Source organism: Nostoc sp. (assembly GCF_036919815.1).
GTDB lineage: Bacteria > Cyanobacteriota > Cyanobacteriia > Cyanobacteriales > Nostocaceae > Nostoc.
This window is the reverse complement of the sequence record NZ_JBALCE010000015.1, coordinates 1-21,632: the sequence shown is the minus strand read 5'-3', so window position 1 is coordinate 21,632 and position 21,632 is coordinate 1. Positions and strand designations below refer to the sequence as shown.

16 protein-coding genes are annotated in these 21,632 nt (G+C 43.9%); 7 read left to right on the top strand and 9 right to left on the bottom strand.

Annotated elements, in window-relative coordinates; all coding sequences use genetic code 11:
• Window positions 1–342: 342 nt before the first annotated feature.
• Both V7K15_RS05160 and V7K15_RS05155 read left to right on the top strand, forming a co-directional pair.
• Window positions 343–714 carry a hypothetical protein gene (locus V7K15_RS05160; protein ID WP_334903616.1) on the top strand — a complete coding sequence of 124 codons (372 nt, stop codon included), beginning with the start codon at window positions 343–345 and terminating at the stop codon, window positions 712–714.
• Window positions 704–1,144, top strand: a complete 441-nt coding sequence (locus V7K15_RS05155; RefSeq protein ID WP_334903614.1) for a DUF4332 domain-containing protein — start codon at window positions 704–706, stop codon at window positions 1,142–1,144. The genes V7K15_RS05160 and V7K15_RS05155 overlap by 11 nt, the downstream gene beginning before the upstream one ends.
• A gap of 34 nt (window positions 1,145–1,178) precedes the next feature.
• Here V7K15_RS05155 and V7K15_RS05150 read toward each other — a convergent pair whose 3' ends face one another.
• Window positions 1,179–1,793 (bottom strand): TetR/AcrR family transcriptional regulator, encoded by a 615-nt coding sequence (locus tag V7K15_RS05150; protein WP_334903612.1) that lies wholly within the window; start codon window positions 1,791–1,793, stop codon window positions 1,179–1,181.
• A 151-nt stretch (window positions 1,794–1,944) separates the two neighbouring features.
• Here V7K15_RS05150 and V7K15_RS05145 point away from each other — a divergent pair, with 151 nt between their 5' ends.
• The 3 genes from V7K15_RS05145 to V7K15_RS05135 all read left to right on the top strand — a co-directional run bounded on the left by V7K15_RS05145 (window position 1,945) and on the right by V7K15_RS05135 (window position 6,245).
• Window positions 1,945–3,654: a M16 family metallopeptidase gene (locus tag V7K15_RS05145; RefSeq protein WP_334903610.1), complete on the top strand. Its 1,710-nt coding sequence runs from the start codon at window positions 1,945–1,947 to the stop codon at window positions 3,652–3,654.
• Window positions 3,655–3,701: 47 nt separating this feature from the next.
• Window positions 3,702–5,210, top strand: a complete 1,509-nt coding sequence (locus V7K15_RS05140; protein ID WP_334903608.1) for a M16 family metallopeptidase — start codon at window positions 3,702–3,704, stop codon at window positions 5,208–5,210.
• 414 nt (window positions 5,211–5,624) lie between these two features.
• Window positions 5,625–6,245 carry a Uma2 family endonuclease gene (locus V7K15_RS05135; RefSeq protein WP_334903750.1) on the top strand — a complete coding sequence of 207 codons (621 nt, stop codon included), beginning with the start codon at window positions 5,625–5,627 and terminating at the stop codon, window positions 6,243–6,245.
• Between the two features lie 206 nt (window positions 6,246–6,451).
• Here the strand turns inward: V7K15_RS05135 and rpmB are convergent, their stop codons facing one another.
• The 4 genes from rpmB to gloA all read right to left on the bottom strand — a co-directional run bounded on the left by rpmB (window position 6,452) and on the right by gloA (window position 13,408).
• Window positions 6,452–6,688: a 50S ribosomal protein L28 gene (gene rpmB / locus V7K15_RS05130; RefSeq protein WP_334903606.1), complete on the bottom strand. Its 237-nt coding sequence runs from the start codon at window positions 6,686–6,688 to the stop codon at window positions 6,452–6,454.
• Between the two features lie 178 nt (window positions 6,689–6,866).
• The gene (htpG, locus tag V7K15_RS05125) at window positions 6,867–8,858 is read right to left on the bottom strand and encodes a molecular chaperone HtpG (protein WP_334903604.1); all 1,992 of its coding nucleotides are present in this window, start codon (window positions 8,856–8,858) and stop codon (window positions 6,867–6,869) included.
• Between the two features lie 728 nt (window positions 8,859–9,586).
• Window positions 9,587–12,253 (bottom strand): ATP-dependent chaperone ClpB, encoded by a 2,667-nt coding sequence (clpB, locus tag V7K15_RS05120; protein ID WP_334903602.1) that lies wholly within the window; start codon window positions 12,251–12,253, stop codon window positions 9,587–9,589.
• Window positions 12,254–12,973: 720 nt separating this feature from the next.
• A complete protein-coding gene (gene gloA, locus V7K15_RS05115) occupies window positions 12,974–13,408 on the bottom strand; it encodes a lactoylglutathione lyase (RefSeq protein WP_334903600.1) in 435 nt (144 codons plus the stop codon).
• A 253-nt stretch (window positions 13,409–13,661) separates the two neighbouring features.
• Here gloA and eno point away from each other — a divergent pair, with 253 nt between their 5' ends.
• Window positions 13,662–14,951, top strand: coding sequence for a phosphopyruvate hydratase (gene eno, locus V7K15_RS05110; protein ID WP_334903598.1), 1,290 nt, complete (start codon window positions 13,662–13,664; stop codon window positions 14,949–14,951).
• Window positions 14,952–15,474: 523 nt separating this feature from the next.
• Here the strand turns inward: eno and V7K15_RS05105 are convergent.
• Both V7K15_RS05105 and argC read right to left on the bottom strand, forming a co-directional pair.
• The gene (locus tag V7K15_RS05105; protein ID WP_334903597.1) at window positions 15,475–15,951 is read right to left on the bottom strand and encodes a hypothetical protein; all 477 of its coding nucleotides are present in this window, start codon (window positions 15,949–15,951) and stop codon (window positions 15,475–15,477) included.
• A 78-nt stretch (window positions 15,952–16,029) separates the two neighbouring features.
• Window positions 16,030–17,088, bottom strand: coding sequence for an N-acetyl-gamma-glutamyl-phosphate reductase (gene argC / locus V7K15_RS05100; protein ID WP_334903595.1), 1,059 nt, complete (start codon window positions 17,086–17,088; stop codon window positions 16,030–16,032).
• Between the two features lie 374 nt (window positions 17,089–17,462).
• Between argC and ribBA the strand changes: the two genes are divergently transcribed.
• Complete coding sequence (gene ribBA / locus V7K15_RS05095; RefSeq protein WP_334903593.1) at window positions 17,463–19,142, top strand: bifunctional 3,4-dihydroxy-2-butanone-4-phosphate synthase/GTP cyclohydrolase II; 1,680 nt, start codon at window positions 17,463–17,465, stop codon at window positions 19,140–19,142.
• Window positions 19,143–19,343: 201 nt separating this feature from the next.
• Here the strand turns inward: ribBA and V7K15_RS05090 are convergent, their stop codons facing one another.
• Both V7K15_RS05090 and V7K15_RS05085 read right to left on the bottom strand, forming a co-directional pair.
• Window positions 19,344–20,222: a peptidoglycan recognition family protein gene (locus V7K15_RS05090; RefSeq protein ID WP_334903591.1), complete on the bottom strand. Its 879-nt coding sequence runs from the start codon at window positions 20,220–20,222 to the stop codon at window positions 19,344–19,346.
• A 680-nt stretch (window positions 20,223–20,902) separates the two neighbouring features.
• Window positions 20,903–21,349: a leucine-rich repeat domain-containing protein gene (locus V7K15_RS05085; RefSeq protein ID WP_334903589.1), complete on the bottom strand. Its 447-nt coding sequence runs from the start codon at window positions 21,347–21,349 to the stop codon at window positions 20,903–20,905.
• Window positions 21,350–21,632: the final 283 nt, after the last annotated feature.

Below are 21,632 nucleotides of genomic sequence, written 5' to 3'. Positions count from 1 at the left end.
CTTCAGAAAAAATCTGCTTTGAGAAAACGTTTTGCCCTCATCCCCTAACCCCTTCTCCCAACTTGGGAGAAGGGGAACTAGATAATTTGCTCCCCTCTCCCAACTTGGGAGAAGGGGAACTAGATAATTTGCTCCCCTCTCCCAATTTTGGGAGAGGGGCTGGGGGTGAGGGTCAAACCTCGAAAGCTTGCCAAGCCTAACTTCTACGTTAAGTTGACACCAATGAGCTTTTTCTGTGCCCCTACCCGCGTGGTCAATTTACTTTTCAGTCTCCAAACCTCTAGAAAAGTGCGGTGGAAAATATTAACCATTGACTTTACCTAATTTTTGCAAGCCGATGCAATGGCAGTGCAACCCGATGCAATGGCAGTGCAAGCCAATGCAATGGCAGTGCAAGCCGATGCAATGGCAGTGCAACTCGATGCAATGGCAGTGCAAGCCAATGCAATGGCAGTGCAAGCCGATGCAATGGCAGTGCAACCCAATGCAATGGCATTGCCACCCGATACAATGGCATTAGACCTCTTGCAAAAGTCCCTAATACCCCACCCGCAGGCTCTTGGGGGAGAATTTGACGTAAGTCAAAGGCGGGGTGGGGTTCTTTTTTTGATTTATGCAAGAAGTCTATTGTCTGCAAAAGCGTACTTTTGCAAAGCAGCGACTGTCACAATATTTAAACAAACCTATATGTTTAATTTCAAAAATGTCTGCTAAACACACAAATAGTAGAAGTCCTAGCCAATCTCGTGACTGGCCAATTAAGGAATTACCTGGACTAAGCCACGAAGAACAATCTCAACTGCAAAATTGCGGGATTAATAGCACAGTAGCGCTAATTAAACAAGGAAAAACTCTAGAGGAAAGACTAGCGTTAGCAAATAAACTACAAATTCATCTTCAATATGTAAATAAATGGCTCGCTTTGGCTGACTTGGCGCGTATTCCCAGTGTGGGGACACAATATTGTGGTTTATTGCTCCATGCGGGTATTGGTTCTGTAGCGCAGTTAGCTCAAACTCCAACTCACAGATTACACCAACAAATTATGCGCTTGCAGGTAGCAACAATGCAGCGACGAGATTTGTGTCCAGCAATTGAGCTAGTACAACAGTGGAGTCAGCAAGCGCAAGCAATTAGTAATTAAAATTCATAATTCATCATTCATAATTCATCATTATTCACTCTTTGGCTAAAACTCCATTCAGGAAGATATCAGCAAGTCCTTCTGCCATTTCCTGCATTTGTTGGGGGGAAGCGTCAGGTTCGATAATGGTGTTGTTGGAAAAACCTGCGATCGCAAACATTCCCAAGAAAACTTTAGCAACTAGCTTGGCATCCATTTGACGATAAATGCCTTTATCCATCGCTGTTTGAAAGAAGGCTTCGCCCACATCGGTCATTTTGGTTATCACTTCTAATTGAATGCGATCGCGCAAATCCGGGTGAAACTGCACTTCCATAAAACAAACACGCATCAAATCGGCATTTTTTTGGAAATTCCACATTCGGCGGCGCATCACCTGAGCTACGGCTTTATAGTTACCCATTTCACTTAATTCTGTGAGTAAATCTGTCAGAATCTCCACCCAGCCATTAGTCGCAACTTCCACCAAAATTGCCTTTTTATTAGGAAAATAACGAAATAGAGTGCCTTCAGCTACCCCTGCTGTTTGTGCTAAATCGCGGGTGGTAGTGCCGTCAAATCCCTTAGAGGCAAACAATCGTTGTGCTGTTTCTAAAATCCGGGTGCGTGTCTGAGCCTCTGAGGGCGGGGAAGAATTAAAAATACGCATAAGAGTTATGGTGAAATATCTGGAACAGGATTTGTAGCATTATTGTCTACTTCAAGTAGAAAAAACCCTGAAAACTTAATACAAGATTAACGCTCTTTGGCTAAGTGTCCTGTTTTGTAGTTAGTGTAACTTTATCTTAATTTTTTTGCTTATGAACCAGATCAGTCGGTTAATTTGGGACTTCAACTTCTCTCCGTTCGCGCAGCGTGTCGAAGACAGACGCTACGCAAACGCTCAGTCGAACGATTTTAAATTTGGGATTTTCGATTGGTCAGATCAAGTATCTGTCACATTGCGGCGGTTGTTTGTCACTTTGTTAACTTTAATCATCCTTTGGTGCGGATTGCTGCCAGAAATTGCTCTGGCTCAAACTCAGACGGCATCTCCTCCTCAAGAAATCAAAACTCAAACTCCACCAGTTGAAAATTCGATCCAACCTTATTTGGATCGAGTCATCAAGCAGTTAAAGGAATTTCGCCTCGACAATGGTCTAAAATTCATTGTCTTGGAACGACATCAAGCCCCTGTAGTTTCTTTTCTTACCTATGCAAATGTCGGTGGTGTGGATGAGGTACAGGGCAAAACTGGTGTAGCTCACTTTCTGGAACATTTGGCGTTTAAAGGCACAACACGCATTGGGACAAAAGACTACAAAGCCGAAAAACCTCTACTAGAAGCTTTAGAACGGTTGAATGCTCAAATTCAAACAGCGAAAACCGATGGCAAAAAAGCTGAGGTTGCTCGGTTAGAAACTGAGTTTAAGCAAGTGGAATCACAAGCGGGTAAGCTAGTCTTGCAAAACCAATTGGGGCAAATTGTCGAACAAGCCGGAGGTGTGGGTTTAAATGCCAATACTTCAACCGAAGCCACCCGTTATTTTTACAGCTTTCCTGCCAATAAGCTGGAACTTTGGATGTCGTTGGAGTCGGAGCGATTTCTCGATCCGGTAATTAGTCGTGAGTTTTATAAAGAGAAAGATGTAATTTTAGAAGAACGGCGGATGCGGGTGGAAAATTCACCCATTGGACTGATGCTAGAGAAATTTGTTGATACTGCTTACAAAGTCCATCCCTACAAGCGTCCGGTGATTGGTTATGACGAAGATATCCGCAATCTGACACCAGATGATGTCCAAAAGTTTTTTGATACTCACTACGTACCAAGTAATTTAGCGATCGCCATTGTCGGAGATGTGAACGCAGCTGAGGTAAAAAAACTGGCGCAAACTTATTTTGGCCGCTATCAGCCAAAAACCAAAGCTGTTGAACAAATCCCCACAGAACCGTCACAACAACAAACACGGGAAGTTACTTTACGGCTACCTTCTCAACCCTGGTATTTAGAAGGTTATCATCGTCCGGCAATTACCCATCCAGATAATGCAATCTATGAAATCATTGGCAGTTTATTAAGTGATGGGCGCACGTCGCGGCTATATAAGTCTTTGGTAGAAAAGCAGCGTTTGGCGCTTAATGCTGAAGGTTTTAGCGGATTTCCTGGAGATAAGTACCCAAACCTGATGTTATTTTATGCTCTCACGGCTCCTGGTCATACAGTTGATCAATTGGCGGTGGCTTTGCGCCAAGAAATTGACAAATTAAAAACTGAGCCGATAGCGGCGGCTGATTTGCAACGGGTGAAAACCCAAGCCCGGGCGGGTTTGTTACGTACTCTTGATTCAAATATGGGCATGGCTCAACAATTGTTGGAATATGAGGTGAAAACTGGCTCTTGGCGGAATTTGTTTAAGCAGTTGGATGATATTGCGGCGGTGACGACGGCTGATATTGAGCGGGTGGCAAAAAAGACGTTTACGCCGGAAAATCGCACGATTGGTAAGTTATTGTCGAAAGAAATTTAAGAGAAGCGGAACCGCAAAGGACGCAGAGGGCGCAAAGGAAGAGAGATATGCAGAGGTTTAAGGTGAAGGGTAAACAATTTAAAATCGAAAATGGGAAGGGGCTGATTTATGCTTTGGTTGCTGTTTTTACGTGTTTGCTTCTAACTTGTAATTTTTCTCTGGCGGCGACGACTGAGGCAAAGCATTACACGGAGTTACAGCTTCCACCGCTACCTGAGATCAAGTTACCTAAGTATGAGCGGTTTGTACTTCAAAATGGCTTGGTTGTCTATTTGATGGAGGATCACGAGTTACCGTTGGTGAACGGGACGGCGTTTGTGCGGACAGGAAATCGTTTAGAACCACTACAGAAAGTCGGTTTAGCTGGTTTTACAGGCGCGGTGATGCGAACTGGAGGAACTAAGCAGCATTCGGCTGATCAACTAAATGAGATATTGGAACAACGGGCGGCGGCTGTGGAAGCTAATATTGGTGAAGCTTCTGGTAGTGCTAGCTTTGACGCCCTTAGTGAAGATTTAGAAACGGTGTTTGGGCTGTTTGCTGAGGTGGTGCGATCGCCTGTATTTGCTCAAGAAAAGCTAGACTTGGCTAAGACACAAGCTAAGGGTGGCATTGCCCGTCGTAATGACAATCCAGATGGGATTGCTAGTCGAGAATTTAAGAAACTGATTTATGGGAAAGATAGCCCATACGCTCGCACAATCGAGTATGCAACGGTGGATCAGGTTGAGCGTGAGGATTTACTCAATTTCTATCAGCAATATTTTCACCCCAATAATCTGATTTTGGGGATTGTCGGGGATTTTGAAGCGAAGAAAATGCGATCGCTCGTTCAAGCTAAGTTTGGTGACTGGAACCGCAACCCAGGTATTGCTAAACCCAAATTACCAACGGTTTCGCCAGCTAATACAGGTGGAGTCTTTTTTGTCAATCAGCCACAATTAACCCAAAGTAGTGTACTTATGGGGCATTTAGGCGGACGGTTCGACAATCCCGATTATGCAGCGCTGGATGTATTAAATGGGGTGTTAAATGGATTTGGTGGACGCTTATTTAATGAAGTGCGATCGCGTCAAGGTTTAGCTTACTCTGTCTATGGCCAGTGGAGTCCCCGCTACGATTATCCTGGGATGTTTATTGCTGGTGGACAAACGCGATCGGATGCTACTGTCCAGTTTGTCAAAGCTTTACAAGAGCAAATCAAGCGTATCCAAACTCAAAGAGTCACAGCAAAAGAACTGGCTTTTGCCAAAGAGTCTACACTCAACTCCTTTGTATTCAACTTTCAAGACCCCAGCCAAACCTTATCACGATTGATGCGATACGAATATTACGGCTATCCTGCTGATTTTCTCTTTCGCTATCAAAAAGCCGTCGCCGCCACCACAGCCGCCGATGTGCAACGGGTAGCACGAGAATACCTGAAGCCAGAAAAGCTGGTGACTCTAGTAGTGGGGAATCAAACCGCCATTCAACCGCCATTGACGCAGCTAGCAGCACAGGTGACACCAATAGATGTGACAATTCCTGGTTCGCAGCCACAGGCAAAAAATTAATCGCATCGGTAGGTAGACACTCAATAGACTTGTTGCATAAATCAAAAAAAGAACCCCACCCCGCCTTTGACTTACGTCAAATTCTCCCCTCCCCGCAGGCGGGGAGGGGCTGGGGGTGGGGTGTTAGGGAGTTTTGCAAGAGGCAAGAGGTCTAATATATAAATCAAACTCACAAGACTCAGATCCCCAACTTCTTAAAGAAGTTGGGGATCTTGTTGTTCAAATATCGGGAAATGACTCAGGACAAATTGTAGTAACCAATAGAAACTAAATCAGGAACCAAAACCTCTGCGAACTCCAGAGGTTTTTTCTTCACTCTAAACAATTTTAGTGAAGAACTAGCAAAAATTATCGCAGCGTATTAGTCAACTAGAGTAAGCTAAATTTAGGTTTAAGCTACTGGGAGTGCAGATGATGTTGTTGGAATTAAAACGCATCCATGTTCCACCAGGACAAAGAGTGATATTGCAAGATGTAACCTGGCAGGAATTGGAAACAATTCTAGAGGATTTAGGAGAACATCGGGCTGCACGAATTGCTTATGACAGGGGAATGCTGGAGATTATGGCACCACTGCCAGAACATGAATATGATAAAGAAATTATTAGCGATTTAGTCAAAGCGCTTTTGGAAGAATTAGATATTGAGTTTAGATGCCTTGGTTCTACCACTTTCAAAAACCAAGCAATGGCTCAAGGTATAGAACCTGATCAGTGTTTATATATAAAAAATGAATCCGAGATTCGCGGCAAGAAGCGATTAGATTTAACAGTAGATCCGCCTCCAGATTTAGCTTTAGAAATTGATATTACTTCTCGCACTCATCCTAATATTTATGAAGCTTTAAAAGTACCTGAGCTTTGGCGTTTTGATCAAGGAAATTTACAAATTAATGTTCTGCGAGATGGGTATTATGTAGAGTCTCAGCAAAGCCTAAATTTTCCTCTATTTACACTAATTGAGGCGATTCCCCAATATCTTAAGCAAAGTACAACAGCAGGCAGAAATGCAACACTCAAGGCTTTTCGTCTTTGAATACAAAAGCAGATACAACAGCAATGATTGAATAATTCGTAATTTTAGAAATTAATATTAATTAATTTTATATTGGGTAACATAGCTTGATTTATTTTTACCCCCTTACTTACTCAAGATGTAATAAGAAGTAGAGTAGCACAGCTACTCTACGAATCACCTGTATTCCACCTTACGAAAGTCTCAGGTAATGAAATCTACATTACTTAGTAATGATTCAGGTTAATGCCAGCTTCTTTTGCCATTACTTCTAAGCCTTTGGTTCCTATGGTTTTGATTGCTTTAGTAGACAGCTTTAATCTCACCCAGCGATTTCCGGCTTCCCACCAAACACGCTTGTTTTGCAGATTGACGTGCTGAAGGCGTTTAGTACGGCGGTGAGAGTGGGAAACAGCAAAGGCGTTATTTGCCTTTTTACCAGTTAGTTCACAGCGACGGGACATAGCAAATATCTCCAGATTTTTATTTTAATACAGCCTTTCCATTTTAGGTCTTAGGCAACAGAAGTGGGGAGTGGGGAGTGGAGAGTGGGGGGAGAAATAACTCCTAACTCCTGTACGCGATTAATCGCGTCTCCAAACTTTTGTACAGACGCGATTAATCGCGTCTCCAAACTCAGCACTATTTACTAGCTTGTTCCGTCAGCTTGGTGAGTACCTCATTCGATCGCTCGACGAAGGATTTCATCCCCTCAGCGTCAAATCCTTTCTGAGACATCAGCGCTAAATCATAGACGTGTTGGCAAATCAAGTTCACTAACTGATTTGTAGGCGATTCACCCTCACCTTGAATAATACTACTTTGGTTAAGATTTGCCAGATTTTGAATCAGTGGGTGAGCAGTATTCACCACCAAAATGTGATCTTCGGGAAACTCTGTTGTCTGCTGCTGCATCATGGCGTTCATTTCCCGCAGGCGGCGGAGAATCTCTGGTAAAAGCACGATCGCAGGTGGTGTCCCTTGAGGATCATCTGATTTCAACGCTTCGGTACGGATGTTGAGTTTCGGTTTGTTGAGAGATTTTTGAAATAACTCTTTGATCGTCTCACTCCGAGTTTTGTTGGTGTTGGGATCAATAATTTCCGTGGCTTTGTCTTGTTCCAGCAGCGTATTATCTAACTCGGAGTCTACCCGCGTAAATTTGACATCCTGATATTCCCGCTCTAAGAAGTTGATAAAGTGGGTGTCAATGAAGGAGTCCATAAACAAGACTTCCAAGCCTTGATTTTTGTGCAATTCTATGTAGGTAGCTTGGGTTGCTTCATCGGTGCTGTAGAAAACCCGGTTTTCGTGGTGTTCTTTGTTACGTTCGAGATACTCTTTCAGCGTCGTATAAGGAGCGCTGGGTGCTGAAAAATCAGGACTGGTTGAGGCAGGAGTCACATCTTGCCAAGCATCCCCTTCTGAAGACTGTACCTCAACTGCTGGAGTTTCAGCAGCAGGTTTTTCTGTCAGCTTGGCGGTGGTGCGGAAGACAATGATATCTTCGATTTGTTTTTTGAATTTCTCATCGTTGAGAACGCCGAATTTGACAAAAGTCCCAAGATCCTTCCAGGCGCTAATGTATTGTTCCCGGTTGTCGCGGAAAAGTTCTTTGAGGCGATCGCCTACTTTTTTGGCAATGTAATCACCGATTCGCTTCACAGTGCGATCGCCTTGCAAGGCACTGCGCGATACATTCAGAGGAATATCGCTGCTATCAATCACACCCCGCATTGGAGTCAGAAATTGCGGAATAATTTCTTCGCAGTTGTCACTAACAAAAACTTGATTACAAAATAGCTTGATCTGCCCTTTAGTAACATCTACATCCGGTCTCATTTTGGGAAAATACAAAATCCCGTTGATGATAAAGGGATAGTCTGTATTTAGATGTACCCATAACAGAGGTTCCTCCTGAAAAGGATACAGGTAGCGGTAAAACTCTAAATAATCTTCTTGACTCAGATTACTCGGAGATTCTCGCCACGGTGCTTTTTGCTTATTTAATACTTCACCATCGAGTTTTATTGGTACTGGCAAGAAGTCGCAGTAGGTCTTGACAAGATTCTTAATCCGTGCTATTTCTAAAAATTCCTCCTCTTCTCCTTGTAAGCTAAGAGTAATAGTAGTGCCGCGAGTTGTGCGGGGCGAATCTTCTAGGGTGAAAGCTGGGGAACCATCGCAAGTCCAGTGAACCGCCTGCGCCTCTTCTTGGTATGAGAGAGTATCAATTTCTACCTTTTGCGCCACCATGAAGGAGGAGTAGAAGCCAAGACCGAAGTGGCCGATTATGGGTTGATCTGATTTGTCTTCATACTTATGAATAAATTCTTCAGCACTAGAGAAGGCAACCTGATTGATATATTTCTTAACTTCATCTGCGGTCATGCCGATACCGTTATCGGAAATGGATAGGGTTTTGTTATTTTTGTCAATGGCAATTTCAATTTCCGGTTCGCCGATATCTCCAGCGTAATCTCCGGCGCGGGATACCATCTTCAGCTTTTGGATGGCATCTACAGCGTTAGATACCAGTTCCCGTAAGAAGATTTGGTGATCTGAGTAAAGCGACTTCTTAATGATCGGGAAAATATTTTCAGTATGAATACTGATTGTTCCTTGTTCCAGCATGGTTTGTAATTAAATAAAAGTTTCCAGTAAAGATTTTAACGGCTGTTTGCGAGGTAATCACTCATGAGTAGTCGAGGATATCTGCACATAAGAGATTCGGATTTCCCTACTTATTACTAACACAGATGTAACATAAGTTTAGACAACTCCTGTCATTAATATTGGAAAAGGCTGTTAAGGATAAATATATCGGTTTCTGCATCGGTAAGATACAAAAAAAAATAATTAGCCATAGATGAATACAAATGCTCTGGCGATCGCACATCTATGCGCCCCTATCCCTGTACACTCATTCAAATGGGAATTACTATAATTCTCTTTGCCTCTTTCGCAAAAATGTGAGTTTTTGAAGCTACTAATCTGAAAAATTATCTTCTAAAATTTATGGAGCATAACACTATGAGTAATCCTAATATTAATAAAGTATATGAACGTGTGAAAAAATTTTATTATTCAGTTATCAACTATAATTACGATCTGCCAATCATCCCAACTTTTGTGAATAAGTAAGTGGGTCAAATTAAATATAAAACCTCACCCTGCCTCCGGCTTCCCTCTCCGAACTCACGGAGAGGGATTGAGGGTGAGGTTTGCTCTTATCTTTAATTACGCCTACCTACTTAAATACTCTAATAATTCTCAGAGAGGGGCAAAAAAGACGGCTGGGTTGGTATTTTTAGAAAAATCTAAATGTAGAGACGCACCGGAAAGGTACGTCTCTAGTTTGATTATTCAGGTGTTGATTTCAGCAACTGGACACTAGCTGAATTTACTGAAATTTTCACAGGTGCTTTTTTGCTAAAAGACAAACCGGTTTCATTTTTATCAATGATAATTGTGTCTCCAGAGATAAAAGTATTTTCCAATAGTTTGGTGGCCAGGGGGTTTTCTATTTCTCGCTGAATTGCTCGTTTCAGGGGGCGTGCGCCGTAAACGGGATCATAGCCTGATTCTACAAGGTGATCACAGGCAGATTGGGATATTTCAAAGAAGATTTTTTGCTCGCGCAGGAGATTTTCTACGCGCTTGAGTTGAATGCGGATGATCTGCCGCATTTCGGTGCGATTTAAGGTATGGAAGAGAATAATGTCATCGACGCGGTTGAGAAATTCCGGGCGGAAATGCGATCGCAAGTTTTCCATTACCCTAACCCGCATCATTTCATACTTGGAATCATCACCAGATACATCTAAAATATGTTCGCTACCAATGTTACTAGTCATCACAATAACGCTATTACGAAAATCTACCGTTCTTCCCTGAGAGTCCGTAATTCTCCCATCATCTAACACCTGCAATAAAATATTGAACACATCGGGGTGCGCCTTTTCGACTTCATCCAGCAGCACCACTGAATAAGGACGGCGGCGAACCGCCTCGGAAAGTTGACCGCCTTCTTCATATCCTACATATCCTGGAGGCGCTCCTACAAGGCGAGAAACTGAGTGTTTTTCCATATACTCAGACATATCCAAGCGCACCAAGGCATCATCAGAATCAAAGAGAAACTGAGCTAAAGCACGCGCAAGTTCAGTTTTACCCACACCTGTCGGTCCCATGAACAAAAATGAACCAATGGGACGAGAGGGGTCTTTCATACCCGCACGGGCGCGGCGAATTGCGGCTGATACGGCTTCTACAGCCTCTTCTTGCCCAATTACTCGCTCATGTAAATGACTTTCTAGTTGCAGTAATTTTTGCCGTTCCGATTCCAACAGGCGATTGACGGGGATTCCTGTCCATTTGGCGACGATTTCGGCAATATCGGCTTCAGTAACTTGTTCTCGCAGTAACGTGGAACCTTGATTTTGAATTGCTGAAAGTTCCGCTTCTTTAGCTTCGCGATCGTGCTGTACTCCTTCCAATTTGCCATACTTCAATTGTGCAGCCTTATTTAGGTCATAAGCACGTTCCGCCTGTTCAATTTGCACTCGTAGCGCATCTTCTTCTTTCTTTAAGGCGCTTATCGCCTCCAATATCTGCTTTTCACCTTGCCATTGCTCATTAAATATTTGCTGTTTTTCCGTCAACTTGGCGATTTCTTGCTCAATTCGCTGCAAACGTTCTTTTGTTTGGGGAGTACCCTTTTCTTCACCAGCTAATGATAGCTTTTCCATTTCTAACTGCATGAGGCGGCGATCAATGGTTTCTAATTCGGCTGGTTTGGAGGTAATCTCCATTTTCAACTGTGCTGCGGCCTCATCTACTAAATCAATCGCTTTATCTGGTAAGAAGCGATCGCTAATATAACGTGCTGACAGGGTTGCTGCTGCTACTAAAGCCGAATCAGAAATTTTGACGTTGTGATGAACTTCATAACGTTCTTTCAATCCCCGCAAAATCGAAATAGTATTTTCCACACTTGGCTGATCGACAAATACTTGCTGAAAGCGGCGTTCTAGGGCGGCGTCTTTCTCAATGTGTTTGCGGAACTCATCTAAGGTAGTAGCGCCAATGCAACGCAGTTCTCCCCGCGCCAGCATTGGTTTAAGCAGATTTCCGGCATCCATTGCCCCTTGTTGGTTGGAACCGGTGCCGACTACGGTATGTAATTCATCAATAAACAGGACGATTTGCCCGTTAGATTCTGTAACTTCCTTGAGGACTGCTTTTAGGCGTTCTTCAAATTCTCCCCGTAATTTAGCTCCAGCGATCAAACTGCCCATATCTAAAGAGATCAGTTGGCGGTTTTTCAGAGATTCGGGAACATCACCATTTACCATCCTCTGTGCCAAAGCTTCCGCGATCGCAGTTTTACCTACCCCAGGTTCACCAATCAATACAGGGTTATTTTTGCTACGTCGAGACAAGACTTGAATCACCCGCCGAATTTCGTCATCCCGCCCAATTACTGGATCGAGTTTTCCAGCTTTTGCCTGTTCTGTCAAATCTCTGCCAAATTTTTGTAAGGCTTCATAGCGGGATTCTGGGGTTTGATCTGTCACCTTTTGGCTACCGCGAACGGTTTTAATCGTAGTTTCTAGTTTAGCTGTATCCGCGTTAAAGCCTTTGAGTAGCTTTCGTCCAATGCGATCGTCTTCAGCAAATGCCAAAAGTATGTGTTCTACAGAAATGTAAGAGTCTTTCATCCTGACTCTAGCTTCCTCAGCTCGGTCTAGTAAAACATCTAAATTGCGGCTAAGGTAAAGCTGATCACTTTTACCAACTTTGGGCTGACGTTGCATAAAGGCTTCGATCTGCTGTTGCAAGCGAATTGGATCGACCTCAGATCGAGCCAGGATACGTATTGCCAGACTAGTGGGTTCTTCTAACAGGGCAATAATTAAATGTTCAACATCTAGTTGCTGTTGTTGATAAGCACGGACTATATCCTGAGATTTAACAATTGCTTCCCAGGCTTTATCAGTAAATTTATTCGGATCTGTAGGTTGCATCTTTAGAATTTTGGATTTTGAATTTTTAGTTTAGGGATTGGGGATTATTAAAGCGAATGGGGAGAGACGCGATTAATCGCGTCTGTACTAGGGAATGGGGAGTGGTTGTAACCCTACTCCTTAGTACCCAGATAATTATCCGAACATTCTCAGCGTATATCCGTGTGTATCTCCAGTGGCAATTTGGGATTGGTAATTGTTGATAGTTTAATCGATTACCTATTTTCTAATTTAAAACGAAAATAGTGTTCTGAGGGGACTTTGCCAAATGGTGTTATTGGAGTGATGTCTACGATGGTCACTGACTTGTGCCGAGTGCAGCCGTACTCCTGGCGGAGGACAAGCTACGCGGAGCGTCTCGTAGAGAGGTAGCTTGCTGTTGGCGCAGCCTCTCGTAGAGAAGTGCGGGTTACGCCTACGCTATTATTGTTGCTTATCAACGACACTATGGGGGTAATCTTAATCGGATTTACGCAGAAAAGATCCCCTAACCCGCCTAAAAAGGGGAGGTAAAAAGCGAAAAGTATCGCACCTTCGGGTAACAGTAGTGTGAAACGCGAGTCTGGGGGAAGAATCAATCTCCGGGTATCTAGCTGAACTTTTCTAGATATCAGTGTGGATTTTGCGATCGCTCTGAAGCAAAACTTGCTGCCCAGATCCCCGACTTCTTGAAGAAGTCGGGGATCTAAATCCAGCGATTTAGTAAGTGATATTTAAGAATTACTGACTTACAAGTTGCTCTTGTGATTCCTGTTTGACTGCTGACCCTTGAGTTCCCAGTTGAATCAGTTCAATTTTATACCCATCTGGATCTTCTACAAAAGCAATTACCGTCGAACCATGTTTCATCGCCCCTGGTTCGCGCACGATTTTAGCGCCTTGATTACGGATTTCTTCACACGTAGCGTAAATATCATCAACGCCAAGGGCAATGTGACCGTAAGCATTACCCAATTCGTAATTTTCCACGCCCCAGTTGTAAGTAAGTTCGATTACCGAGTTGTCGCTTTCATCACCGTAGCCAACAAAAGCCAGGGTAAATTCTCCCCCAGGATAATCTTTTCGGCTCAGTAATTTCATTCCTAGAACTTCACAGTAGAACTTTAAGGACTCTTCAAGGTTGCCCACCCGCAGCATTGTATGTAGTAATCGCATATTGACCTTTTCTCTGGAATTGATTTAGTGTTATTGTCTGCCAACATTTTACCTAGCTGAAAGTCTTAAGGTAAAAATGCTATCGGAGAAAGAATTAAAAGCTAAAAGACAGAATAAATATTTCCTGATCGATATAAATAATGGAAATCTTCTTTAATGTCAGCCAACAAAGTCTCTTAACCGCCTATGCTAGCGATTGGGTTAGGCAACTGGACTGGATGCGTAACAGACTCGAATAAAGGATAAAGTACAGATGAGTAGATTTGTAGATACTGCCATTGAGGCGATCGCAGCTCGTGAAATTCTTGATTCACGCGGTAGACCGACAATTGAAGCCGAAGTGCATTTAGCCAACGGTGTTGTCGGACTAGCGCAGGTTCCCAGTGGTGCCTCTACTGGCACTTTTGAGGCTCACGAACTGCGTGATGGCGATAAAAGCCGTTATGGGGGCAAAGGCGTACTCAAGGCAGTGCAAAACGTCAGAGAAGCACTTGCACCCCAATTGTTAGGCTTGGATGCCCTCAACCAAGAACTGCTAGACCGCACAATGATCGCTATAGATGGTTCTCCTAATAAATCCAATTTGGGGGCTAATGCGATTTTGGCGGTTTCCCTAGCAGCAGCCAAAGCTGGTGCTGAATCTTTGGCAATTCCTCTATATCGCTATTTGGGTAGTCCTTTAGCGAATTTGCTCCCAGTGCCGTTGATGAACGTGATTAACGGTGGCGCACACGCCTCAAACAACGTAGATTTTCAAGAGTTTATGATTGTCCCAATTGGCGCAACTTCCTTTCGGGAAGCATTACGTTGGGGCGCAGAGGTGTTTGCTACCCTCAGTCAAGTATTAGATGAGAAGGGTTTGCTAACTGGTGTGGGTGATGAAGGCGGTTTTGCCCCTAACCTAGAATCTAATCAGGTGGCTTTGGAATTGCTGGTTGCTGCCATTGAGAAAGCTGGTTATAAGCCAGGGGAAGAAGTAGCTTTAGCCTTGGATGTGGCGGCTAGTGAGTTTTACAAGAATGGGCAATATGTCTATGATGGTAAACCTCACGCTCCTACAGTGTTTATTGATTACCTGGCTCAATTGGTTGATCAATATCCAATTGTGTCAATTGAGGATGGCTTGCATGAAGAAGATTGGCAAAGTTGGCAATTGCTGACCCAGAAATTAGGTTCGCGGGTGCAATTGGTAGGGGATGATTTGTTTGTTACTAATGCCACGCGCTTGCAAAGAGGCATCCAGGAAAAAGCCGCTAATTCCATTTTGATTAAACTTAATCAAATTGGTTCTCTGACTGAAACCTTAGAAACGATTGATTTGGCGACTCGTAACGGTTTCCGTTCAGTAATTAGCCATCGTTCTGGTGAAACCGAAGATACAACGATCGCTGATTTAGCCGTAGCAACCCGTGCCGGTCAAATTAAAACAGGTTCCCTCTGTCGCAGCGAACGCGTCGCAAAATATAACCGCTTGCTGCGAATTGAAGATGAACTAGGCGATCGCGCTGTTTATGCCGGTACTGTAGGAATGGGACCGAGATAAGAGCAAGGGGAGCACCGGGGAAGGGGGAAATGAGGGAGATAGGGGAGATGAGGGGGCACAACTTCTCCCATAGGTGTCAACTTAAGGTGAAACCCTTGTCATTACCTCATATCATGCCTTATTGTACTCATCGGTAATTGTCGCCTAACCCCACCTCGGTTTTGTCTTACGCCAAAACCTCCCCTCCCCGAACTCGCGCTATGGTGTACACACAAGTCTGAAATAGCTGATTAACCAGGGTTTTACCCCACCCTAACCCGGACCTTGGAAAGGGGAGGGAACTAGATTTCCAGTCTCCCCCCTTTCCAAGGGGGGATTAAGGGGGGTAATTTGACTGTCATGCTGAATGGAGCGTGCCTCCTGCAAAAAAGCTACGAATCGGCGCAGCGTGTGCCCTTGGAACTCAGCGCAATGTAGACACGAAGTGGCTTCTTCCCGCAAGCGCCGATCTCAATGAGAGCGAGGAGGTTTTCGATTCGATGTCTTTCAGACACGCTTCGCTCTTTGCTGCACTTCGTTTCGCTCAGAATGACAATAGTGCAAAATTGAGATACTTGTAACGTTTGCGTAGGCGAAGCCCGCCGTAGGCATCGCCGAAATAACAAATGAGTTCGCTGAAATAACAAATGAGTTCGCTGAAATAACAAATGCGTTCGCTGAAATAACAAATGCGTTCGCTGAAATAACAAATGCGTTCGCTGAAATAACAAATGCGTTCGCCGAAATAACAAATGCGTTCGCCGAAATAACAAATGAGTTCGCCGAAATAACAAATGCGATCGCTGAAATAACAAATGAGTTCGCCGAAATAACAAATGAGTTCGCCGAAATAACAAATGAGTTCGCCGAAATAACAAATGCGATCGCCGAAATAACAAATGCGATCGCTGAAATAACAAATGAGTTCGCCGAAATAACAAATGCGATCGCCGAAATAACAAATGCGTAGGCGTAGCCCAACCCAGGCATCGGCATGATTGCAACAATTTAGCTTTGTCACGCCAGCGTAACGCACTGCAAATCTTAGGTAGATGTACTTTTTGAGACTTGTGTGTACACCGTAGTCCCATCTCTCCAATTACGGATAAAATCCCAATTTGGGTAATCCCAAGGTTTCATCCCAGCCCATCATCAGGTTCATACATTGGATAGCTTGCCCCGCCTGTCCTTTAATTAGATTGTCAATTGCTGACATGACAATCACGCGACCTGTACGCGGGTCAACTTCTACACCGATGTAACAAAGATTGCTGCCGTTAGCCCATTTAGTTTGGGGGTAAATGCCACTACCGCAAACTTTTACCCAAGGAGAGTTGCGGTAGAAGGCTGAAAAAATTGTGGTTAAGTCATCTCGTACTAAACCCGGATCGCTTAGTGTGGCGTATACTGTTGCCAAAATACCGCGTACCATTGGTACCAGGTGCGGTGTAAATTGAATCATGAGTTCGTGACCAGCTAAGTCACTGCAAATTTGCTCAATTTCTGGGGTGTGGCGGTGACGGCCGATATTGAAAGCGGCAATGGAATTATCTGCTTCAGCTAATAATAAGTTGGTTTGAGGTTGCCGTCCACCGCTAGATGTGCCAGCCTTGGCATCGATAATAGCTGTTTCTGGTACGATTAAACCTTGCTTTAAAAGTGGCAAAAGTGCCAGGAGACTCGCAGTGGGATAGGAACCAGGACAGCCAATGAGTTGAGCTTCGGCAATGCGATCGCGATAAAGTTCTGGTAATCCATAAACTGCTGTAGCTGCAATTGTGCGATCGCTTCTGTGTGTCCCATACCAATTTGTATAAGTTGTCAAATCACTAAACCGATAATCTGCACTCAAATCTAATACTTTACACCCTTTTTCTAATAGTTTGGGCGCGATTTGGCAAGCCAGACCATTTGGTAAAGACAGGAAAACTACTTCACAGCGATGAGCAATTATTTCTGGTTCTACCGCCTCTATTAACAGGTTAGTTGCATGAGCCAAATACGGGTAGAGATCCCCCAAGGATTTCCCGATACTACTCTCACCGCCTAAATAAACCAGTTCGACTTCTGGATGATCCATCAATAATCGTACTAACTGTACTCCGCCATAGCCGGACGCGCCAACAATCCCAACGGGTACGCGTCTAAATTTGCCCATGATCTGAAATCCTTATCCCATGAATAGTTAATTCGTTCTCAGCTATAAACAATATCAGCGACTAGACGCACAGCACACAAAACACCCCAAACCCCTTATCCCCCTTATCCCCCTTATCCTTTACTGTGGCTGCACTTTATAATGGCAAAAGTTTTTGCCACGTTATCAAATCATCAGAATATTCGGTAAATTGGTAATTGTTTTGAGCGTTTAAAGCGATAGTCAAATATCCTTTTTAAGCAAGACTTAGACAATCGAGCCTGTCTTTATACCTGAGAGTGTCAATGCTAGTCTAATTCTTGCCTCATAAAGGAGCTACAATCTAAAATAAGAAATTGTTAAAAAAATTTACGTTGGTAGCTGGAAATCTTTCTGTGTCACAGCCTAATACTATCCAAGCTTTTAAATTTAAATTTGATTCGATTGATGCCGCCTTAGCAGACCTAAAAGCTGGTCGCGTTATTGTAGTCGTAGATGATGAAAATAGAGAAAATGAAGGCGACTTAATCTGTGCTGCCCAATTTGCCACACCCGACACGATTAATTTTATGGCGGTGGAAGCTAGAGGACTGATTTGTTTGGCAATGACAGGCGATCGCCTAGATGAGCTAGACTTACCCTTGATGGTCAGCAATATTACAGATACTAACCAAACTGCCTTCACTGTAAGTATTGATGCCGGGCCAGAATTGGGCGTGAGTACAGGCATTTCAGCCGAAGACCGCGCCCGCACTATTCAGGTTACTCTCAACCCAGCCACAAAACCTACTGATTTACGTCGTCCTGGTCACATTTTCCCGATTCGGGCTAAAGAGGGAGGCGTACTCAAACGCGCCGGACATACAGAAGCTGCTGTAGACTTATCTCGACTCGCAGGGCTATACCCATCTGGGGTAATTTGTGAAATTCAAAACCCCGACGGTTCAATGGCGCGGTTGCAGCAGTTAGTTGAATATGCTAAACGTCACAATTTAAAAATTATTAGTATTGCCGATTTAATCAGTTATCGGCTAAAACACGATCGCTTAGTCTATCGGGAAGTTGTTACTAAGCTGCCTAGTCAGTTTGGCCAGTTTGAAATTTACGCCTACCGCCATACTGTGGATAACACAGAACACGTTGCAATTGTCAAGGGCGATCCCGCTAACTTCAAAGATGAGCCTGTTTTGGTGCGGATGCACTCAGAATGTTTAACTGGTGACGCTTTGGGTTCTTTGCGTTGCGATTGTCGGATGCAGTTAGAAGCCGCACTGAAAATGATTGAGGCAGCAGGTCAAGGTGTAGTTGTATACCTGCGCCAAGAAGGACGCGGAATCGGCTTGATTAACAAGCTGAAAGCCTACTCATTGCAGGATATGGGACTGGATACAGTAGAGGCAAATGAGCGTTTGGGATTTCCGGCTGACTTACGAGACTATGGCATGGGGGCACAAATGCTCATGGACTTGGGCATCCAAAAGATCCGGTTGATTACGAATAATCCCCGTAAAATTGCTGGAGTCAAGGGTTATGGATTGGAAGTAGTCGATCGCTTGCCATTGTTGATAGAGGCAACCGACTACAATTCCTATTATCTGGCGACAAAGGCGAAAAAGCTCGGTCATCTGCTGTTACAGACTTATCTAGTGACAGTAGCAATCCACTGGCAAGATGACCCGGAAGCTGTTACCGAACGTTATGAACGCTTAGAGAAACTGCGACACTTAGCGGCAAGTAATGATTTATTGTTGCAGGAAGAAGCGCGTCCCTTAGCGATCGCTATATTTGACCAGCCATCTTTAACAGTACACTTGGGTTTTGACCAGCCAAAAGTTGCTAGCTCTGATTGGTATCAGCAAAGTGGTCATCCTTATATACAAGCTATCTTCCAAATTTTGGACAACCTCGCAACTTTGCCTTACATCCAGAAACTAGAATTTCTGATTTCTTCTGGTTGCGATCCTTTGAGTAATTTACAAGTCCAATTAGATCGACAGACATTCCCAGATGGTACACTGCCTTCATCGATTAGCGATCGCCTAGAAAAGCAGCAAATCTATAGCTTTAGCAAATAGCTTCGATAATGTTATAGCGGTTCTCGCTTGAGTGAGGTACAAGAACCCCACCCCCAACCCCCTCCCCGCAAGCGATGAGGGGGCTATGATGTACCTCACCCCGAAAAAGCTGTGCTTCATCTCCCCTCTCCTTAATAAGGAGAGGGGTTGGGGGTGAGGTTTTAATCTGATGTACTTCATGCACCTGGGAACCGCTATAAATTAATTACTTACTTTATAGATTGGTCTGATGTGACGATAAGTATTAAGTAAGTTCAGAAATTTATTACCATCAAAATTTATCGGGTCAATTTTTTTACCAGAACGGTCTACTAGACGGTGCGTAGTAATGCGATCGTCTCTTACTTGACTTTGAGCAATTAACCAAGCAAGAGAATGATATTGAGCTTCCGTGTAACCGCTATGGGTTTGTTGGCTGCTACTGTCATAACTATCTGGCGGTGTTTCCAAAGAAACGTGATAAGCAAAATTATTCACAGATGCCGGCAAATTCGGATTAGTCTGCACAGTTTCCACTCCCTCGGAACCATCAAACACTGAGTTAGCTGCACCAAAAGCCCGCTTTTCTGGCGGTACTAGATAAACCACCGTTCCCTCTAACTTGATTAAAGCGTGGTAACTTGCTTGCACACTTTCATCGTTATGGGCTACTTGAAAGAAATTAACCGCGCTGGAAGCAGAATAACCAGTTTCATGGAGGACGATAATTGGTTGATTGTTGACAGGAATACCGTTAACATCTTGGGCGTATCGTTCTCCATAGTTACTTGGGTCAACCGAAGCAACTTGATAATTAGGTCTGTAACGTGCAAAAGCTTGAGTGGTTATGTAGCTTGCTACAGGTTTGTAAATCTTGACTGGGGACTTGATAACACGTTGAGATTTCTTCTCTGGGTATTTCGCTGATTGGAATTGCACCTGGGGATATTGACTCCAGGCTGTAGTCTGTGGATAGGATGTATGGGATGTTATCGGACTATGTTGTAATTTTGTTGCTCGTCCAATTAGCAGCACTACAATTAAAGCCATGAAGATCAGCGAGATTAGTAGCACCCTAGTCGCCCAGTCTGTAAACCTCATTTTTCTAATACCAGTAAAACGGTAGATATTAACTTACGCGATGTGCAACTTATTCTTAGAACCCCGCTTCCATTCCTCTCCTCCACAGGAAGCTACGGTGTACACACAAGTTATCCGATTACCCAAAAGTCCTCCAAAACCTCACCATGTCCTATCGGACATCCTTCTCCTTACTAAGGAGAGGGACAGGTTTTGCGTAGCAGAACCTTTCTTGAGGTTTGTTTGGGCTATTCGAGAAAGCGTAAATTGCGTCTCGATAGACTTGTGTCTACACCGTAGCCCAGAGTCCGAGAGGCTTTGATTCTTGCTCCCCAACGCTGGTAGAGAAGGGGTTCGAGGTTAGGTTTGAAAGAAAGTTGCAGATGGCGTTAACTTATAGCTAAACTGGCGTGTCCCTGGTAGAGGCGCACTTCTGTAAAGCCTTACCGTAGATGGTATCCAAACAATAATCGCTATAATACCTTAATTCTAGTCAAATATACCTTTATAATCCCTGCAATAGTGCTGTTACGAGCCATTTAATAATGATGTTTTACCCACACCCCCTTCACCAACTACTAGCAGCTTAGAAAGATATAGCGGTTCTCACTTGAGTGAGGTACAAGAACCCCACCCCCAACCCCCTCCCCGCAAGCGAGGAGGGGGCTATGATGTACTTCATGTCATTAGGAAACGCTATATTATCCTTTAGCTTCTAACCTGGCTCGAAGATAGGTCAAAATTGCCTGCGTTCGCTGCTTGACAATTTCAGGCGGCGGCGAGCTTAATTGTGGATTGTTAGCGAGGGATAGCCACGTCAAATTTGAGAGTTGACCGATTTCTGGCGGTAAGCTGCTTAGTTTATTGTTAGCGAGGAATAGCACCTCCAACTTGGAGAGTTGGCAAATTTCTGGCGGTAGGCTGCTTAGTTGATTGTAATGGAGGTATAGCGTTACCAAGTTGGAGAGTTGGCAAATTTCTGGCGGCAGACTGCTTAGTTGATTGTTAAGGAGGAATAGCTCCCTCAAGTTAGAGAGTTGGCCGATTTCTGACGGCAGGCTTTTTAGTCTATTGTTAGAGAGGTTTAGCTTTGTTGCTTTTTCCCTGGCAGCTTTTTCAATAATCTTCAGCAGTTCTTCGTTTGTCACCTGCAAACCTCACAAACTCTGTAGTGATATTTACCAGAATAGTGCATCGCAGGTTATGGAGAGTGGGGCTAGATTAATGTGTTCTATCTGCGTAGCAAGGGCTGTAATGTTCAAATTAGCTGGGTGGGTAGGAGGCAGTACTTGACGTAGGCGATCGCCTCGCAATAAGATTCACTCATTCACAAAGCTCTAGGGCGTGTCATCAATTAAGCCAGATAACAGTAGCAGCAAGATAAATTGCACCAAGAAAGTTTATTGCTCGCTTATCATAACGTGTAGCGAT

What these genes read in the sequence shown, in the direction of transcription:
- V7K15_RS05155 (WP_334903614.1), top strand. Translation starts at nt 704, where the DNA reads ATGTCTGCTAAACACACAAATAGTAGAAGTCCTAGCCAATCTCGTGAC.
- eno (WP_334903598.1), top strand. Translation starts at nt 13,662, where the DNA reads ATGAGTAGATTTGTAGATACTGCCATTGAGGCGATCGCAGCTCGTGAA.
- rpmB (WP_334903606.1), bottom strand. Translation starts at nt 6,688, where the DNA reads ATGTCCCGTCGCTGTGAACTAACTGGTAAAAAGGCAAATAACGCCTTT.
- V7K15_RS05135 (WP_334903750.1), top strand. Translation starts at nt 5,625, where the DNA reads ATGTTGTTGGAATTAAAACGCATCCATGTTCCACCAGGACAAAGAGTG.
- V7K15_RS05090 (WP_334903591.1), bottom strand. Translation starts at nt 20,222, where the DNA reads ATGAGGTTTACAGACTGGGCGACTAGGGTGCTACTAATCTCGCTGATC.
- V7K15_RS05150 (WP_334903612.1), bottom strand. Translation starts at nt 1,793, where the DNA reads ATGCGTATTTTTAATTCTTCCCCGCCCTCAGAGGCTCAGACACGCACC.
- clpB (WP_334903602.1), bottom strand. Translation starts at nt 12,253, where the DNA reads ATGCAACCTACAGATCCGAATAAATTTACTGATAAAGCCTGGGAAGCA.
- V7K15_RS05140 (WP_334903608.1), top strand. Translation starts at nt 3,702, where the DNA reads ATGCAGAGGTTTAAGGTGAAGGGTAAACAATTTAAAATCGAAAATGGG.
- htpG (WP_334903604.1), bottom strand. Translation starts at nt 8,858, where the DNA reads ATGCTGGAACAAGGAACAATCAGTATTCATACTGAAAATATTTTCCCG.
- V7K15_RS05145 (WP_334903610.1), top strand. Translation starts at nt 1,945, where the DNA reads ATGAACCAGATCAGTCGGTTAATTTGGGACTTCAACTTCTCTCCGTTC.
- gloA (WP_334903600.1), bottom strand. Translation starts at nt 13,408, where the DNA reads ATGCGATTACTACATACAATGCTGCGGGTGGGCAACCTTGAAGAGTCC.
- V7K15_RS05160 (WP_334903616.1), top strand. Translation starts at nt 343, where the DNA reads ATGGCAGTGCAACCCGATGCAATGGCAGTGCAAGCCAATGCAATGGCA.
- argC (WP_334903595.1), bottom strand. Translation starts at nt 17,088, where the DNA reads ATGGGCAAATTTAGACGCGTACCCGTTGGGATTGTTGGCGCGTCCGGC.